A 15,471-nucleotide genomic window follows, 5' to 3' on the forward strand; every position below is an offset into this window, starting at 1 on the left:
ATTATCCGTGGATGGTTTCTTTATTTCCGTAAGAACAGATGATTTGGGATTCGTAGTCCAGCCACTCTTCCCAACGTTGATTTACTTTTTCGGGATCGCCCAATTGACGCGCAAATCCAATAAAAGTAGTATAATGATTCGCTTCCGAAACCATCAACTCGTGATAGAATTTCTTTAGCTTTTCATCTTTAATATTTTCTGTTAAAACTTTGAAACGTTCGCAGCTTCTTGCTTCAATCATCGCAGCAAAAAGCATTTTGTCAACAATTAAATCCTCGCGACTTCCTTGCACAACAAATTTGATTAAATCATTAACATAGTCATCTTTTCTTGGTCGTCCCAAAACACCACCACGTTCCTTGATAATTTCGTGAACTTGGTTAAAGTGGTCCAACTCTTCTTGCGCAATCGCCAAAAGTTCGGTAACAATTTCCGGATATTCTGGCAACATTGTAATTAATCCAATCGCATTAGTAGCTGCTTTTTGTTCGCACCAAGCGTGGTCAGTTAATATTTCTTCCAAATTGCCTTCTGCAATATTTGCCCAACGCGGATCTGTAAGTAGCTTTAACCTAAACATTTCAAATTTTTTCGTAAAAATAAGAATTTTAAATGCATTTCCTTTATTTTTAAAACAAATTCAGGAATGATGAAAGTTTTTAAATTAATAATTCTAAGTCTTGTCATAATTGCATGTAAAAAACAAGAACCAATTGCAGAACAACAAACTGCCAATTCGCCCAAGCTTAAAACTGAAAATATCACATTTGTTAATCCAAAAACCAATATTTTAAAAGACAGACTTCTTCTGCTTTCTGCTTTTAAAAGAGTCGAAACGCCAGTCAATTCTTGGGAAAACTTTCTACAAAATCTAAAACTTCAAGATTTTGGAAAACCAATTCTTAAATACGACGGCTCAGAAATATCTGACCAAAAGCATCATGTCGGCATTTTGACTTATGACATTGGGACTACCGATTTGCAACAATGCGCTGATGCCTTAATACGACTTCGCGCCGAGTATTTATTTAAAAATGAAAAATACAGCGACATCCATTTTCGATTTACAAGTGGCGATAATTATGCGTGGGAATCTTATGCTAAAGGTATTCGACCAATTATTAATGGAAACTCGGTGAGGTTTTCTCAATCTGCAAATCAGAACCAATTAAATAATTACCCAGAGTTTAGAAAATATTTGGATATTATTTTTACTTATGCAGGGACAATTTCTTTGGCTCGAGATCTAAAAGAAGATCGCAACAAAAAGGAATTTGAAATCGGCGATTTGATTATCACACCAGGAAGTCCAGGTCACGTTGTGATGATCGTTGACAAAATTGAAAACGCTGACCAAAAACGCTATGCGCTTGTCGAAGGTTATACGCCAGCACAATCGATACACATCCTTTCCGAAAACGGAAACCCATGGTTTGATCTAAAAATTAGTGATAATATTCCAACACCTAGATACAATTTTAAAAACGCGGTCATTAAGCATTTTTAAAAATTAAGATGGATTGGAAGCGGTTTTTTTTCGCAAAATCTCCAAACATTTCCAACCAAAAGCGTCTACTTTTTTAAGTCCTTCTGCAATGATAACAGCAAGGACAACATTGACAATATAAACTGGAATTAAAAGCAAAATCCAATTAACATCATCTTTGAAAGGCACAACAATAAAGTAAATTAAAGATGAACTAATCCCTTGTGAAAAATAAAAGAAAATTGCATTATTTCCGATATAAGTTAAAAAGTTTTGTTTATTGATTTTCAAACGATTATAACCAACAAACAATGTTACAACTGCAAAAAGCGTCCAAATAATGTAAGGCAATTTCGGTGGAAATTTATTCTTATTTAATTTATAAAATATGTCACCACCATAATACCAGAACATTCCAACTAAAGCTACTGCAACAAGTCCATACAAAACAGGAATCATCTTGGTTGGGATTTTTTTGCCACGCATCTGATGTGCAATTAAAAACACGGCAAAATAAAATGCGACATAGCCAACTTGTCCGTTTGGATAATACTGCGGAAACAAATTGAATATCAGTGTTAAAGCAATACAAAGTCCAATAAACCAGTTGATATGTTTTGGAAAAAATTTTAAAACTAAAACACCAAAAACCGTCAAAATATAATAAACTTTAAGGTACCAAAAACTTCCCATCACCACAGGAAAAGTGTCCGCATTAGAATATTGATGGAGATACCAATTTCCCAGATTTTGCCACTGTGGATCAATCGAAATATTTTGTGGAACATACTTCCCTCCAAATGTCGAATAGAAAGATTTGAGCCAGTCCATCGAAAAAAATGTCAAGCCAAAAACTTTAAAGAAATAATCTAAGAAGAAAAGAAAAGTCACAAAAATCATGTACGTAATTTGCAACTTTAACAATCGATAAAAGGTCTTTTCCAAATTGTTGCCCGACGTAATTCCACTTAATGCGTAAAACAGGACAACATCAAAAAACAAAGACATCACACGGACTTCCGTTGGTACATAAAATTGTCCTGACCAAAAAACAGTGTGGATAAAAATTACAGAAAGCGTCGCAAAACCTTTTGCAAAATCAATATATAAATCTCTTTTCATTCAGATTTTCAAATAATTAAAGGATGAAATTTTAAGAAAAATTTGACAACAATATACAACAGAATTAGCGTTTATTAAGACATTTTCACAAACATTTAATTTTTGAGCCTCGATACTTATCCGTATTTTTGGGAGTTATTTAAAAATATGTCTGATATTATTCAACTTTTACCCGATCACGTTGCCAACCAAATTGCTGCTGGAGAGGTTGTCCAACGTCCTGCTTCCATCGTTAAAGAACTGATGGAGAATGCAATAGATGCTGGCGCAAGTAAAGTAGAATTGATTGTTCGCAATGCTGGGAAAAACCTTATCCAAGTTGTTGACAATGGTGTTGGCATGTCCGATACCGACGCAAGATTGGCGTTTGAGCGTCATGCGACATCCAAAATTAAAAGCACAGAAGATATTTTTAAAATCGCAACCAAAGGTTTTCGCGGAGAGGCTTTAGCCTCGATTGCTGCGGTTGCTCAAGTGGAGTTAAAAACCAAAAAAGCCGAAGCTTCGGTTGGCACCAACATCTACATCGAAGGTGGCGAATTGCAGTTTCAGGAACCTGTGCAAACTTTGGAAGGTTCTAACTTTTTAATTAAAAATTTGTTTTTCAATGTGCCTGCGCGACGCAAGTTTTTGAAAAACGACAATATAGAATTCCGTCACATCATCGACGAATTCCAACGTGTAGCATTGGCTCACGAAAATGTTGAGTTCGAAATGTTCCACAACGATGAGCCTATTTTCCGATTGAGAAAAGGCGGTCAAATGCAACGCATTGTGGAAGTTTTCGGCAGAAAAATCCAACCACTTTTAATTCCGATTAAAGAAGATTTGGGTTGGGTTACGCTTAACGGATTTGTTGCTAAACCAGAAGGCGCCAAGAAAACCCGTGGCGAACAATTTTTCTTCGTTAATGGAAGATATTTCCGTAGTCCTTATTTGAGCAAAGCTGTGCAAGAAGCCTTTGAAGGTCTTTTGCAGCCAGGCTACATTCCGAGTTTTTTCTTGTATTTGGAACTTGACCCCGAAAAAATTGATGTTAATATTCATCCTCAAAAAACGGAAGTAAAATTCGAGGACGAAGCTTTAATTTTTGCACTTCTTCGTTCAACAATTAAAAAAGCTTTGGGAATATACAACATTGCACCAAGTTTGGATTTTGATAGAGATCCTGCAATGGACGCCTTCTTCCAACCACAACCGAGCAAAGCTAACATCGAAACGAGCAGCAGCGGCGGATCTTCATTTTCGAAAGCTGTGAAAGTAGATCGAAGTTTTAATCCTTTTACTTCTGAAAAACCGTCTGCGATAGAAAGTTTTAATCTGTCAGAAATGTACAATGCCGATGTGCCAACTGCAGAACCGTCAAAAATTAATCTTTTTGAGGATGACGACGATTTGGAGGAAGATCTTTTCCGACTTCCGAATGGCTATTGGCTGTTTAACAAAGATGGAAAAACTTTGATGTTGGATTTGGGAAGAATACATCGTGTGATTTTACAATCGCAACAGAAAGAATTTAAGCCAAACAAAAATGGGCAGCATCTTTTGTTTTCGATTGAATACCACCTCAACGAAATCGAAAAGAACAAGTATAAATCGATTAAAAAATATTTGCCTTTACTAGGATTTGATATGGTTATTGCACAGGAAAATGTGTTAAGAATTAACGCCGTCCCTGAAGGTCTAAAAGAATCTGCGGTTGCTGGATTTTTAGAAAAAATATTCGAAATTTTGGATTACAGAACCGAAGACGAGTTCATGAGTTTTTACCAAGATCAATGGTTAAAAGTACACAGCAAATCAAAATTTGATTTCATCTATAAAACTGAAGTAGAACAACTTATAAAAGATTTTATCGACTTAGGCTTTCCACAATACACAGCTTCGGGTAAGAAGTGTTTTGAGGAAATACCTTTCGATGATTTTAAAAATAAATTTTAATATATGTTTCAAAATATTACCCCAATTACCAAGAACATTATCATTATCAATGTTGCCGTATATATCTTGGTTTACTTCGCAGACAGTTACGGTTACCAAATTGGTCAGTGGCTAGCGGGTTACTTTCCACTTTCTCCCAATTTCCGTTCTTGGCAAATTATCACCCACATGTTTATGCACGGAAGCATTATGCACATTGCTTTTAACATGTTAACGTTATTAAGTTTTGGGCCAGTTTTGGAACAAGTTTTAGGAGGGAAAAAATTTACAATTTTATACTTTCTAGCAGGAATTGGTGGTTTTGCACTTTATAATATCATCAATTTTGTAGAAGTTTTCAGAATTACACAATTTCTAAAAGAAAATGACTACAACATCAACGAAATCTACAAATACGCAACAATTGGCTACGAAGGTACAATGCCTTTTAGCTCGTCAAATCCAGAAGTACAGCAAAAAGCTCAGTCGCTTTTTAATATTCTAAGAACACCAATGGTAGGCGCTTCGGGCGCAATTTTTGGTGTTGTGGCAGCGTTTTCAACATTATTCCCAAATGCAAAGTTGATGTTTATGTTTATTCCTGCACCTATCAAAGCAAAGTATCTAGTACCAATTATTATTGGGGTTTCAATTTTCCTTGGCGTTGGACAATTCAGCTGGGATAACGTTGCGCATTTTGCACATATTGGTGGTGCTTTGGTTGGCTTCCTTTACATTAAAAATTGGAAAAAACACAATAACGTTATTGGAGGACAATGAAGCTAGTTAATATCCTACTGACTTTGTTGCATTTGGTAATTGCAGGCTTGCTATTGGCAATGTTGTGCAATAGTTTTATACAACCAAGTCAAATTTCCCTGCTTAATTTATTGTCTTTAGGCTTTCCGATATTAATGATTCTGAATGTCATCTTGTGCATTTATTGGATTGTTTTGTTTAAGAAAAGGTCAATATTTTTTTTACTCATTTCAATAATGTTTATTACACCAACCCGTCGATGGATTAATTATTCTTCTGAGAAAAAAGACAAAGCGGATTTTACATTGATGACTTTTAATGTCAAACATGGTGAATTCGGAATGGAAAATATCGAAAAATACATTTCTGAAAAAAATCCTGATATTATTTTATTGCAAGAAATATCAAGTAAAATAAATCTTCCAAATTACCTCTATAAAATTGAAGGCTTTACCCAAACGCAATGTTTTTCCAAATATCCAATTGAAAAGTTTGAGGATATAAAAACGCAGGTTGACATTGGCAATAGCTTTTATGCAGATATTAACTTCAACGGAAAAAACATTCGTTTTGTAAATATCTATATGGAACCTTTTCAGATTGAAAAACAAATGGTTAGACCATCAAAATCCATGGATGAAAACGAAGCCAAAGCAAAAGGTTTAATCAAAAAAATGTTGCCCGTTTTTAAAGAACACCAAACCCAAATGCAGAATACGATGACGGCTGTTGACAACTCACCCTATCCTGTTGTTTTTGCTGGTGACTTTAACGCGGTTCCTAATTCTTACGAGTATTATTTAGCTTCAAAAAATCTAAAAGATGCCTTTCTAGAAGCAGGAAGTGGAAGTGGAACAAGTTTTCATGATTTTAAATTTCCAATAAAAATCGACCATATCTTCACTTCAGAATCGATAAAAGCCTTAAATTATCGCGTTGATAGAAGTGTACATATTTCGGATCACTATCCAGTTTTAGCAAGTTTTAAAATTCAATAAAACGATGACAAAGTATCTAATTATCCTAGGCACAATAGTTTTAGCATCATGTTCCAAAAAGGCAGATGCCAATGCCTTACAATCCGAAGTTTCCGAAAAATTAGATTACGACACCATCGCCATCGATTCCTTTTCCGCCGGAGCAACGCCAGCCAATATGGCGCCCAAAGTAATTGTCATTAAAGATACAGCTGCTGCTGCCAAAAAGAAAGCTTTAGAAGCTCAAATTAAAGAACTCGAAAAGAAAAAAGCGGACGAGAAAAAGAAAGCCGAGGACAAGGAAAAAGAAAAAGCAAAAAATACCGAAAAAGCTAAAGAAAAGGCCAAAGAGGAGGCAACACAAACTGCTCCTCCAACAACGCCAACTACCAATTAATAGCAAGTCTTACTCAGCAAAATAAACATCTTTTAAAGCACCATACATGGTTTTGTAAATACCATCGCCGATGTAATAAATTTTGGAGTCAAACTTTCTTTGATTAAGCTCTACCCTTTGATCAACTGTTACCTCAATCGCTTTTGTTCTGTAAGCTTCGGTTAATGTTTTGAAAACCTTATTAACATCTTCCGAAGTTAATGACTCAGGTGATTTATTTTGATAAGAGTTAAGCGTCTTTTGGACATCAAGGTTTGGTTTTTTAAAACTAAAAGTATAATAAACCTCAGCAATTTTTTCACCTTTAATAAAAGGATTATCAACAATTTTCACTTCTTTAATCTTATAAGACGAATCCCAAAAATTCTGAAACATCGTCATGAAAAACTCTCTAGCCGAGGATTTCACATTGTCCTTAATTTTTTTTGAAAAATTTTGATCGATAAAGGATTCCGAAGCTTCGAGAACCTTATCCAAAACCATTTGCTTATTTAATTGGTTGTAGGTATCACTTCCTTTCACGGTTGGTCTCAGATAATCATTAAGCTCCGCGACGGCACCTTCATCCATATTTACCAATCCACGGAAATACAAATCAAAAACCTCAGCTGGTTTTTTGACTTCTTCTTGAGCTAAAATCACTTGCACAGAAAATAGAGCAACAAGAATAAACGAGATTTTAAGATACTTCATAATGTGTTTTTTCAAGCCTCAAATTAAAAATAAAATTCCACTTAAAAACAAAAAAGCTCCGAACAAATTGTTCAGAGCTTTATATCATTAAAAAGAAACGATTTTACATTCCTTCTTCTTCGCCTTTCATTTTCTCAGCATTTTCAGCCATAATAACCGCATCAATCATTTCGCCAATATCACCATTCATGTATGAATCAAGGTTGTAGATTGACTTGTTAATTCTGTGATCCGTCACACGACCTTGCGGATAATTGTAGGTCTTAATCTTTGCCGAACGGTCACCAGTTGACACCATCGACTTTCTTTGCGCAGCAATATCACCTTGTACTTTTTGTAACTCGATGTCATACAATTTGGTACGAAGCATTTCCATAGCCAATTCGCGGTTAGCCAGCTGAGAACGCGCTTGTTGACAAACAACCACCATTCCTGATGGCTTGTGCGTTAACTGAACTTTCGTTTCAACCTTGTTAACGTTCTGTCCTCCAGCACCTCCAGAACGAGATGTTTGCATTTCGATGTCAGCAGGATTTAGTTCAAAATCAACTTCTTCGGCTTCTGGCAAAACAGCAATAGTAATCGCCGATGTATGCACACGACCCTGAGATTCAGTTTCTGGAACACGTTGCACACGGTGTACACCAGATTCGAATTTCATCACACCATACACACCATCGCCTTCAACCTTCATAATCAATTCTTTGTAGCCTTTTGCAGCTTCGTTCGAATCCGTTACTTCGTGTCTCCAACCTTTGGTCTTAAAGTACATAGTGTACATTCTGTAGATATCTTCCACAAAAATCGCCGCTTCGTCACCACCAGTTCCGGCACGTAATTCCACGATAACGTTTTTGTCATCAGCAGGATCTTTCGGGATTAACAGAACTTTCAACTCCTCTTCCAAAGCAGGAATTTTGTCGATAGCCTCTTGCTTTTCCATTTTTGCCAAGTCCACTAAATCTTTGTCCGAACCATCAGCAATGATTTCATCAGACTCTTCAATAGCATCCAAAGCACCTTTGTATTGGTCATAGACTACAACAATTTTTCCCAAATCGCTGTATTCTTTGTTGAGAGTAGAATATCTTTTTTGGTCGTTGATAACATCCGGTTGGATAATCAAATCAGCAACTTCGTTATATCGTTGTTTTATCGCTTCCAGTTTTGGAATAAGAGATTTTGACATCGTGTAATTTTAAGAATGCAAAAATACAAAATTTCACCGAATAATTTTTTTGGCTGTGTCCCTTTGTTTTTCTCAACCTAAAACCTGATAGGTTTTTGAAAAACCTACAAGGTTTCCCAACCCCAAAAACAAGCGGGTCGGTCTACACGCAGTCGCTTTCCTTGTGGTGGCTTCGGCTCCGCTCAGCCACCACAAGAAAGAGCTCCAACAATGCGCTTCGCCCTCACAGAAACTACTAACTGATCTATTTTTCGAATAAGATTGTTCCAAATAACTTATGTTACTTAGCATTATCGTCTATTAGCGTAAAAGTCTGCATGATTTTGTATCGAGAAGTTTTCAAAACCTATTTCTTATCCTTTCCTATTTTGCCCAAATGCGTGTTCTGGAAACTATCTTCGTATTTTAGTCCATAGCCGACAATTCTATCAAAAGCAGAATGTCCTAACAAAATAGAACCAACAACTTCCAAGATTGGCAAATTCAAATACATTCCCAAAAGATAAACTATAACCGCAACTCCCCAATGATGAAATAAGTTATAGAAAAATGCGCCAACTTTGGTATTTACCAAATAACCCAACATCGAGATGTCTGGTGCAAAAAACAATCCTACATACCACCACCATGACCAGCCAGTATATGCAAACGCAAATAGGGACACAAGCAAAAGAGCGGCATATTCTAATTTCAAAACTATTTTCATAGTCAACAAGTTACAAAAAAAAATAAATTACGATATAAAGCAAAAAAGCTTTCCGAATAAATCCGAAAAGCTTTTAATATATGTTGTTTCGCTTTGAGTGCAATTCCCAAAACAGAAATTGCCAACTCTTAGTGATGACCGTGCGTTGCAGGCTTCTCACCAGCAGGTCTTTGGTAGATAACCTCTACACCTTCTTGCTCGTATAGTTTTTGGTAACGTACTTTTTCTGGATCAAAGTTTTTGTTGATTTTTCCAAAATATTCAGCAACACCTTCTGTTAACCAAAGTGGTACAATATAAGTTGCGAACATAAAAATACACCAGAATCCAGCTAAAAACATTGTGAAGAAATAAATAGTCCACAAAAACTGGTAAAACGGCCAAAATGCTGATAACATCATTTTCTTAATTATTTAATGCAAAAATAGAACTTTTTCTTTTTATAGCAAAGGTTTTATCTATGATTTTTATTTTAAAATTTTCAACACAAAAAACAATTGAATGTTTAATGCGATAATAAAGCTTAGATTCTAATAAAAGTACAAATGACTTTGTGCTGACTTTTTACGCTAATTTCTTGCTGATTTGAATTTTCTATAACCAATAAATCGTCTTTATCTAATCTTATTTTTTGATTATTTAATTGAATTTCGGTTTCTACTTTTGCAAAAACAAGGATGAAATCCGCAATGGAATGGTTAAATTCGGTTAAGATTTCGACTCCTGAAAATGCGATGGTTTTGAAAACCATAACATTAAAATCATTACCCAAACTTTGCGAAATAATCTCATCGTTGGAGTCAAATACAAAAACATCTTGTTGTGAATAATGCTCAACTTTATCGTTTCTTTTGATGTTCAAATCGTTATCTAACATTACCAAAAAACGTTGAAAATTTTCAAAACGAGTGAAAACGGAAGGTGATTTTTCTATAGAAGCGCCACTGATTCGAAATAAAAAATCTCTATTCGCGTAATTTGCTTCTGGTGGATAAATATAATACTCGTAGGTTTTTCCGCCATCCCAAATCGAAGGAGAAATATGTTGTTTTGAGATTTTAATATATTTCATTGAAGATTGTTTAGATTTTAATTTTATAATCTTTTTTTAATGTGAATAAAATTGCGACTTTGCGAGAAAAAATTCTGTTGTTACAGATTTAGTTTATAAAAAAACGGCTGCAAAGCTTTATTTACAACCGTTTTCATTTTATATGTATTTTTAAAACTTAAAGAAAGTTTCTTTCAAATTCTAATGCGCCAAATTTGCGAAGAAATCATTGCCTTTATCATCCGTAATGATGAACGCAGGGAAATTAACGACTTCAATTTTACGCACCGCTTCCATTCCTAATTCTGGGAAATCTACCACTTCCACAGACTTGATGTTGTCTTTCGCCAAAATCGCTGCTGGACCACCGATAGAACCCAAATAGAAACCGCCATATTTTCCGCAAGCATTGGTTACGTCTTTACTTCTATTTCCTTTGGCAAGCATCACCATACTTCCACCGTTGGCTTGGAATTCGTCCACGTAAACGTCCATTCTTCCTGCCGTTGTTGGCCCGAAACTTCCTGAAGGCATTCCTTCCGGCGTTTTTGCTGGTCCAGCGTAATAAATTGGGTGATTTTTGAAATATTCTGGAATTGGTTTTCCTGCATCCAACAATTCTTTGATTTTTGCGTGAGCAATATCTCTTGCAACAATTAAAGTTCCGTTGAGTTTCAAACGAGTTTTGATTGGATATTTAGACAATTCAGCCAAAATTTCTGGCATTGGTCTATTCAAATCAATTGTTACAGGCTCTTCCAAATGTGGAGGTGTTGCAGGTAAGAATTTCTCTGGATTGGTTTCCAATTGCTCCAAGAAAATACCGTCTTTGGTAATTTTTCCTTTGATATTTCTATCCGCAGAACAAGAAACGCCCATTCCAACTGGACAAGAAGCCGCGTGACGAGGCAAACGAATCACACGAACATCATGCGTTAAATATTTTCCGCCGAATTGCGCTCCAATCGCACTTTCTTGGCAGATTTTCTGAACTCTCTTTTCCCACTCCAAATCACGGAAAGCCTGACCACCCATGTTTCCTTCAGTCGGAAGATTATCATAATAACCCGCACTTGCTTTTTTAACCGCCGCCAAATTAGCTTCTGCAGAAGTTCCACCAATCACCAAAGCCAAGTGGTACGGAGGACAAGCAGCCGTTCCCAAATCCATAATTCTTTCTCTCACGAAAGCGTCCAAAGAAGCTTCATTCAACAAAGATTTTGTTTTTTGATATAAGAAAGTTTTGTTGGCAGAACCGCCACCTTTTGCTAAAAATAAAAATTTATAAGCATCACCTTCTTCTGCATAAATATCAATTTGAGCAGGCAAGTTAGAACCCGAATTTTTCTCATCAAACATCGTCAAAGGAACGATTTGAGAATATCTTAAATTCTGCTCTTGGTAAGTATTGTAAATTCCTTTCGAAATCCATTCTGCGTCATTTGCGCCTGTGTAAACGTTTTCACCTTTTTTGGCAACGCAAATCGCCGTTCCCGTATCTTGACAAGATGGCAACGCACCTTGAACCGCAACAGCCGCGTTTTGAAGCAAATTATAAGCAACAAATCTGTCGTTATCCGTAGCTTCTGGATCGTCGATAATGTTTTTTAGCTTTTGTAAATGAGCTGAACGAAGCATGAAAGAAACATCTTTCAAAGCGTTTTCAGCAAGGAGTTCTAAAGCTTTTGGGTCAACTGTTAAGATTTCTCTGTCGCCCAATTTCTCCACTTTAACGAAGTCAGAAGAAAGCTTTTTGTATTGTGTATCGTCTTTTAAAATAGGAAATGGCTCCTGATAAGAAAATTCCATAATATGATTGATTTCTGAAATAAAATTAATTCCCGTAAAATTAAGCATTGCAAAATGCTCTACTTGAACAAAATGAGTAAAATCAGTAAAGCTTATTGATATTTATAATGATTATAAATTGGCTCTGAAAATTATTCTTCTTAATTTTATAAGAAGTTATTTAACAATGAAAAAAATCTTCATTTTTCTGTTTTTTACTTCTTTGGTTTATTCTCAAAAAAGGCAAGTTCATGATGAATGTGCCTATTTGCCACAAAGTCATACTGCAGATGTAGTTATGATAACTTTTGAAGATGCCGTTTTATTTCCTGAAGAAAAAGGCGAACAAGTTTTCGGTTGTGGAACTGCATGGGTTGAGCAATCGCGAAAGATAAGCTGCGAAAAGCGTCAATTACTTTTTTATAAATATAAATTTGTACTTGACGAAATCGAAAAGCATGAAGCAGAGGAGAACGAGTTACCATTTGGCAATATCTTATGGCTGCAGAACTCGGAAAAAAGTAAAAGAAAATTTCATCTTTCGGATAATGACGAGAAAAAAATTAAAGAATGGAGTTCTTCCAAGGATAATTCAAAATTATCGGTTTTTGTCCTTGTCGATAAAATAAGCAATACAAAAGAATTTGTTCAAATAAAGCTTTGGAAACCCAATGAATTGAAAGAGCAAACAAAGACTTTCAAGTTTTATGTTTCAAAAAAGGACTGGCATTCTAAAATCATTAGTAATTAATTTGGAATGAGAAAAATAGGAATTATCGGTTGTGGTTGGTTGGGTTTTAGGATGGCAAAATATTTTGTTCCAACGAATGAAATTTTTGCAACGACAACATCCGATGATAAAATGAAAATGCTTTCTGAACACGGTTTTCAAACATTTAAAATTGATTTTGATGCAGATGAATATCTTAAGCCAAATGAAATTTGGAAGAATTTTGATGTTATCTTTATCACAATTCCTTTTTCTAAATCGGCGGATTTTGAAGTTTTAAAAAAGAGATTCGAAAATCTGAATTCATTCATTAAAGGTTTTGAAAAACAGATTTTCTTAATGAGTTCCATTGGAATTTATCCTCAAATCAAACAAGAAATTACTGAAAACAATTTGGACGAAAATCTACTGAATCCAAATATTTTCGGAATTGAAAACTTAATGAAAAAGAATTTTCCTCAAATTAACATTCTACGATTAGGCGGATTGATGGGCGACGACCGCTATTTGAGCAAATATAAAATCAAGGAACCGCAACAAATCGTGAATCACATTCATTTTGAAGACATTTCAAGAATTGTTGAGAAAATGATTAACAAAAATTCACAATCTAAAACCTACAATTTGGTCGCGCCTTTGCATCCTACCAAGCAACAAGTTTTGGATTTTCAAACAAAAAACATTGAAACCGAAATTGAAGAAATCTTTGGAAGAAAAATCATTTCTACACATTTAGAAAATGATTTGAAGTATGAATTTCTTCATCCTGATTCAAGAAAATTTTAAATAAAAACACCACGCACTTCGCATAAATTCATGCTTTTCTTGCTGTTTATGCTTTTTTAAATTTAGCTAGAAAGACCTGAATGGGTTAAAATTTATTCTGGTGAAATTTCAAACAAGCCCTAAGTATACAACGAGTTTATTTTTAGTTAATTGGCAGTGCATAAAGATAGTTTTCCCAGTTTCCATTATCAAAGAAATAACTATTATTTCCCGAAGTTGATGGCACAGTTTCGGTTCTATCTACAGGAACATTTTTAAATAAGACATTTATTCTTACGCCGGCAGGATTTGGATCTGTAACATTTATAATTACAGAACCTTGGATAAGGTTAGCACTTGTCATCTCTCTATTAATAATCATTCTTGCGCCAAATGCCATATTAGAAGAAGTTGTAGCACCAATTAAACTAAATCCAGTCTGGGATAATGTTGAATTGCTCGTACTTGAAGAAAGATATATAGGTAAAAAATAACTATAGCCTATTTGGTATTGGCGTTGTATTTTTAAAGTATAGCCAATATTTACAATCCATTTTCCTTTTGTTAGTGTAATATAGCTTCCAGTGTATTTATAAACATCTGGTCCATCATCAGAATAAACGGCAGTGCCTGGAGAAAAAGTTCCTATTGTTACATTTCTTTTTACAATGTCAACCCATTTTGCATTTCCATTGGCATCTGTTTGCAAAACTCTATTAGCAGCTTGAGTTCCATCTGCTAATTTAAAACCGGGAATTGGACTGCTTCCTGTACCACCAGTTCTGATTTCTAGCTTGGTGGCTGGTGTAATTGTTCCTATTCCCAAATTTCCATTTGCCAAAACAGTAACATCGTTCAGCTGTTGTGCAGCTGTATAAGTAGCTCCACTAACAGGATCATCTTTCCCACCATCAATATTAAAAACACCTTGCGGGTTCTTGGTATTTATGCCTACTTGCGAAAATAAAGTTTCGCAAATAAAGCAAAAGCATGCAATTAATATATTTTTTTTCATTTTGTGCAATTAATAGTTCTGGTTTACTGGAATGGCATAAAAATAATTATTAGGATTACTAGGATCTAAAACCCAAGAATTACCTGTGGTTGCAAAAGTTGGTCGATAATCTGTATAGCTAACATTACCTGCCAGATTAACGTTTTCAATCATTAGATAGATCGTAACTGATGGGGATGTAACATTCAGCACGACGGTTCCTGAATAAAAGTTTGGAGAATTTGGTGTGGCATTTTTTACTAATACCGATGCATAACCTGTTGCGTTGCCAGAAGGACCTTCCAATGTATATCCAGTATATTGAATACCATTGTTAACCGCAGACAATTTTCCATGCACCCATATCCCATCTCCTAATGCCGCATTTGCAGTCATATTAAAAAGAAGCCCTGCATTGACAATCCACCTTCCTTTTGTAAGAGTAAGTTTGTAATAACTGTACTTGTAACCACCCGTTTCACTAGATAATACAACAGTACTTCCTGTATCAATAGTTCCTACTACTGCTCCTTTCGTTGTACCCAAAATGCTCCACTTTCCAACTCCATTTGCATCGCTTAATAAAATTCCTCCTTGACCTTGGCTTCCATCTACTAACTTAAAACCACTTACTGGGTTTGATGCGGTACCTCCAGTCTGAATTTCCAATTTTGTGGATGGAGTTGTTGTTCCAACACCAAGATTTCCGGCTTTAGTTACAACAACATCATTCCTTTGTTGGGCAATACTTGGTATACCAGTACTTGGATTATCTTTTGCGCCATCAATATGAAAAACACCTTGTGGATTACTTGTGTTTACACCTACTTGCGAAAAGAAAGTCCCACAAATAAAGCAAAAGCATACAATAATAATATTTTTTTTCACTTTGAT

The 15,471-nt window shown here is 35.3% G+C and carries 17 protein-coding genes; 7 read left to right on the plus strand and 10 right to left on the minus strand.

The annotated features are described in order from the left end of the window. Position 1: 1 nt before the first annotated feature. Entirely contained in the window at positions 2 to 580 is a 579-nt protein-coding gene (locus tag Q1V95_RS05875) for a tRNA-(ms[2]io[6]A)-hydroxylase (RefSeq protein ID WP_300671547.1), read from the minus strand. Positions 581 to 646: 66 nt separating this feature from the next. Here Q1V95_RS05875 and Q1V95_RS05880 point away from each other — a divergent pair, with 66 nt between their 5' ends. Then, a complete protein-coding gene (locus Q1V95_RS05880) occupies positions 647 to 1,507 on the plus strand; it encodes a DUF4846 domain-containing protein (protein ID WP_300671550.1) in 861 nt (286 codons plus the stop codon). A gap of 3 nt (positions 1,508 to 1,510) precedes the next feature. Here the strand turns inward: Q1V95_RS05880 and Q1V95_RS05885 are convergent, their stop codons facing one another. Further along, a complete protein-coding gene (locus Q1V95_RS05885; RefSeq protein ID WP_300671553.1) occupies positions 1,511 to 2,608 on the minus strand; it encodes an acyltransferase family protein in 1,098 nt (365 codons plus the stop codon). Between the two features lie 147 nt (positions 2,609 to 2,755). On the opposite strand from Q1V95_RS05885, the gene mutL reads away from it, so the two are divergent. The 4 genes from mutL to Q1V95_RS05905 are packed head-to-tail and all read left to right on the plus strand — an operon-like array spanning position 2,756 to position 6,661. Beyond that, positions 2,756 to 4,549 (plus strand): DNA mismatch repair endonuclease MutL, encoded by a 1,794-nt coding sequence (mutL, locus tag Q1V95_RS05890; protein ID WP_300671556.1) that lies wholly within the window; start codon positions 2,756 to 2,758, stop codon positions 4,547 to 4,549. A 3-nt stretch (positions 4,550 to 4,552) separates the two neighbouring features. Further along, complete coding sequence (locus Q1V95_RS05895; RefSeq protein ID WP_300671559.1) at positions 4,553 to 5,308, plus strand: rhomboid family intramembrane serine protease; 756 nt, start codon at positions 4,553 to 4,555, stop codon at positions 5,306 to 5,308. Continuing rightward, positions 5,305 to 6,285, plus strand: coding sequence for an endonuclease/exonuclease/phosphatase family protein (locus Q1V95_RS05900; protein WP_300671562.1), 981 nt, complete (start codon positions 5,305 to 5,307; stop codon positions 6,283 to 6,285). The genes Q1V95_RS05895 and Q1V95_RS05900 overlap by 4 nt, the downstream gene beginning before the upstream one ends. Positions 6,286 to 6,289: 4 nt before the next feature. Further along, the gene (locus tag Q1V95_RS05905; RefSeq protein WP_300671566.1) at positions 6,290 to 6,661 is read left to right on the plus strand and encodes a hypothetical protein; all 372 of its coding nucleotides are present in this window, start codon (positions 6,290 to 6,292) and stop codon (positions 6,659 to 6,661) included. 9 nt (positions 6,662 to 6,670) lie between these two features. Here Q1V95_RS05905 and Q1V95_RS05910 read toward each other — a convergent pair whose 3' ends face one another. The 6 genes from Q1V95_RS05910 to Q1V95_RS05935 form a co-directional block, all read right to left on the minus strand. After that, positions 6,671 to 7,354: a hypothetical protein gene (locus tag Q1V95_RS05910; RefSeq protein ID WP_300671569.1), complete on the minus strand. Its 684-nt coding sequence runs from the start codon at positions 7,352 to 7,354 to the stop codon at positions 6,671 to 6,673. Between the two features lie 103 nt (positions 7,355 to 7,457). Beyond that, a complete protein-coding gene (gene prfA / locus Q1V95_RS05915; protein ID WP_300671572.1) occupies positions 7,458 to 8,543 on the minus strand; it encodes a peptide chain release factor 1 in 1,086 nt (361 codons plus the stop codon). 346 nt (positions 8,544 to 8,889) lie between these two features. Then, a complete protein-coding gene (locus Q1V95_RS05920; RefSeq protein ID WP_300671575.1) occupies positions 8,890 to 9,249 on the minus strand; it encodes a DUF4260 domain-containing protein in 360 nt (119 codons plus the stop codon). Between the two features lie 128 nt (positions 9,250 to 9,377). Beyond that, the gene (locus tag Q1V95_RS05925) at positions 9,378 to 9,650 is read right to left on the minus strand and encodes a hypothetical protein (protein WP_300671578.1); all 273 of its coding nucleotides are present in this window, start codon (positions 9,648 to 9,650) and stop codon (positions 9,378 to 9,380) included. Between the two features lie 122 nt (positions 9,651 to 9,772). Then, the gene (locus Q1V95_RS05930; RefSeq protein ID WP_300671583.1) at positions 9,773 to 10,321 is read right to left on the minus strand and encodes a HutD family protein; all 549 of its coding nucleotides are present in this window, start codon (positions 10,319 to 10,321) and stop codon (positions 9,773 to 9,775) included. 180 nt (positions 10,322 to 10,501) lie between these two features. After that, positions 10,502 to 12,109, minus strand: coding sequence for a fumarate hydratase (locus Q1V95_RS05935; RefSeq protein WP_300671667.1), 1,608 nt, complete (start codon positions 12,107 to 12,109; stop codon positions 10,502 to 10,504). Between the two features lie 166 nt (positions 12,110 to 12,275). On the opposite strand from Q1V95_RS05935, the gene Q1V95_RS05940 reads away from it, so the two are divergent. Together Q1V95_RS05940 and Q1V95_RS05945 are read left to right on the plus strand one after the other, a co-directional pair. After that, the gene (locus Q1V95_RS05940; protein WP_300671586.1) at positions 12,276 to 12,839 is read left to right on the plus strand and encodes a hypothetical protein; all 564 of its coding nucleotides are present in this window, start codon (positions 12,276 to 12,278) and stop codon (positions 12,837 to 12,839) included. 6 nt (positions 12,840 to 12,845) lie between these two features. Next, positions 12,846 to 13,604 (plus strand): epimerase, encoded by a 759-nt coding sequence (locus Q1V95_RS05945; RefSeq protein WP_300671589.1) that lies wholly within the window; start codon positions 12,846 to 12,848, stop codon positions 13,602 to 13,604. 142 nt (positions 13,605 to 13,746) lie between these two features. Here the strand turns inward: Q1V95_RS05945 and Q1V95_RS05950 are convergent, their stop codons facing one another. Further along, positions 13,747 to 14,598, minus strand: a complete 852-nt coding sequence (locus Q1V95_RS05950; RefSeq protein WP_300671592.1) for a hypothetical protein — start codon at positions 14,596 to 14,598, stop codon at positions 13,747 to 13,749. Between the two features lie 9 nt (positions 14,599 to 14,607). Next, on the minus strand, positions 14,608 to 15,465 hold the full coding sequence (locus tag Q1V95_RS05955) for a hypothetical protein (protein ID WP_300671595.1): 858 nt from the start codon (positions 15,463 to 15,465) through the stop codon (positions 14,608 to 14,610). Positions 15,466 to 15,471 lie beyond the last annotated feature (6 nt).

Source organism: Soonwooa sp. (assembly GCF_030151385.1).
Classification (GTDB): domain Bacteria; phylum Bacteroidota; class Bacteroidia; order Flavobacteriales; family Weeksellaceae; genus Soonwooa.

What these genes read in the sequence shown, in the direction of transcription:
- Q1V95_RS05875 (WP_300671547.1), bottom strand. Translation starts at nt 580, where the DNA reads ATGTTTAGGTTAAAGCTACTTACAGATCCGCGTTGGGCAAATATTGCA.
- Q1V95_RS05880 (WP_300671550.1), top strand. Translation starts at nt 647, where the DNA reads ATGATGAAAGTTTTTAAATTAATAATTCTAAGTCTTGTCATAATTGCA.
- Q1V95_RS05885 (WP_300671553.1), bottom strand. Translation starts at nt 2,608, where the DNA reads ATGAAAAGAGATTTATATATTGATTTTGCAAAAGGTTTTGCGACGCTT.
- mutL (WP_300671556.1), top strand. Translation starts at nt 2,756, where the DNA reads ATGTCTGATATTATTCAACTTTTACCCGATCACGTTGCCAACCAAATT.
- Q1V95_RS05895 (WP_300671559.1), top strand. Translation starts at nt 4,553, where the DNA reads ATGTTTCAAAATATTACCCCAATTACCAAGAACATTATCATTATCAAT.
- Q1V95_RS05900 (WP_300671562.1), top strand. Translation starts at nt 5,305, where the DNA reads ATGAAGCTAGTTAATATCCTACTGACTTTGTTGCATTTGGTAATTGCA.
- Q1V95_RS05905 (WP_300671566.1), top strand. Translation starts at nt 6,290, where the DNA reads ATGACAAAGTATCTAATTATCCTAGGCACAATAGTTTTAGCATCATGT.
- Q1V95_RS05910 (WP_300671569.1), bottom strand. Translation starts at nt 7,354, where the DNA reads ATGAAGTATCTTAAAATCTCGTTTATTCTTGTTGCTCTATTTTCTGTG.
- prfA (WP_300671572.1), bottom strand. Translation starts at nt 8,543, where the DNA reads ATGTCAAAATCTCTTATTCCAAAACTGGAAGCGATAAAACAACGATAT.
- Q1V95_RS05920 (WP_300671575.1), bottom strand. Translation starts at nt 9,249, where the DNA reads ATGAAAATAGTTTTGAAATTAGAATATGCCGCTCTTTTGCTTGTGTCC.
- Q1V95_RS05925 (WP_300671578.1), bottom strand. Translation starts at nt 9,650, where the DNA reads ATGATGTTATCAGCATTTTGGCCGTTTTACCAGTTTTTGTGGACTATT.
- Q1V95_RS05930 (WP_300671583.1), bottom strand. Translation starts at nt 10,321, where the DNA reads ATGAAATATATTAAAATCTCAAAACAACATATTTCTCCTTCGATTTGG.
- Q1V95_RS05935 (WP_300671667.1), bottom strand. Translation starts at nt 12,109, where the DNA reads ATGGAATTTTCTTATCAGGAGCCATTTCCTATTTTAAAAGACGATACA.
- Q1V95_RS05940 (WP_300671586.1), top strand. Translation starts at nt 12,276, where the DNA reads ATGAAAAAAATCTTCATTTTTCTGTTTTTTACTTCTTTGGTTTATTCT.
- Q1V95_RS05945 (WP_300671589.1), top strand. Translation starts at nt 12,846, where the DNA reads ATGAGAAAAATAGGAATTATCGGTTGTGGTTGGTTGGGTTTTAGGATG.
- Q1V95_RS05950 (WP_300671592.1), bottom strand. Translation starts at nt 14,598, where the DNA reads ATGAAAAAAAATATATTAATTGCATGCTTTTGCTTTATTTGCGAAACT.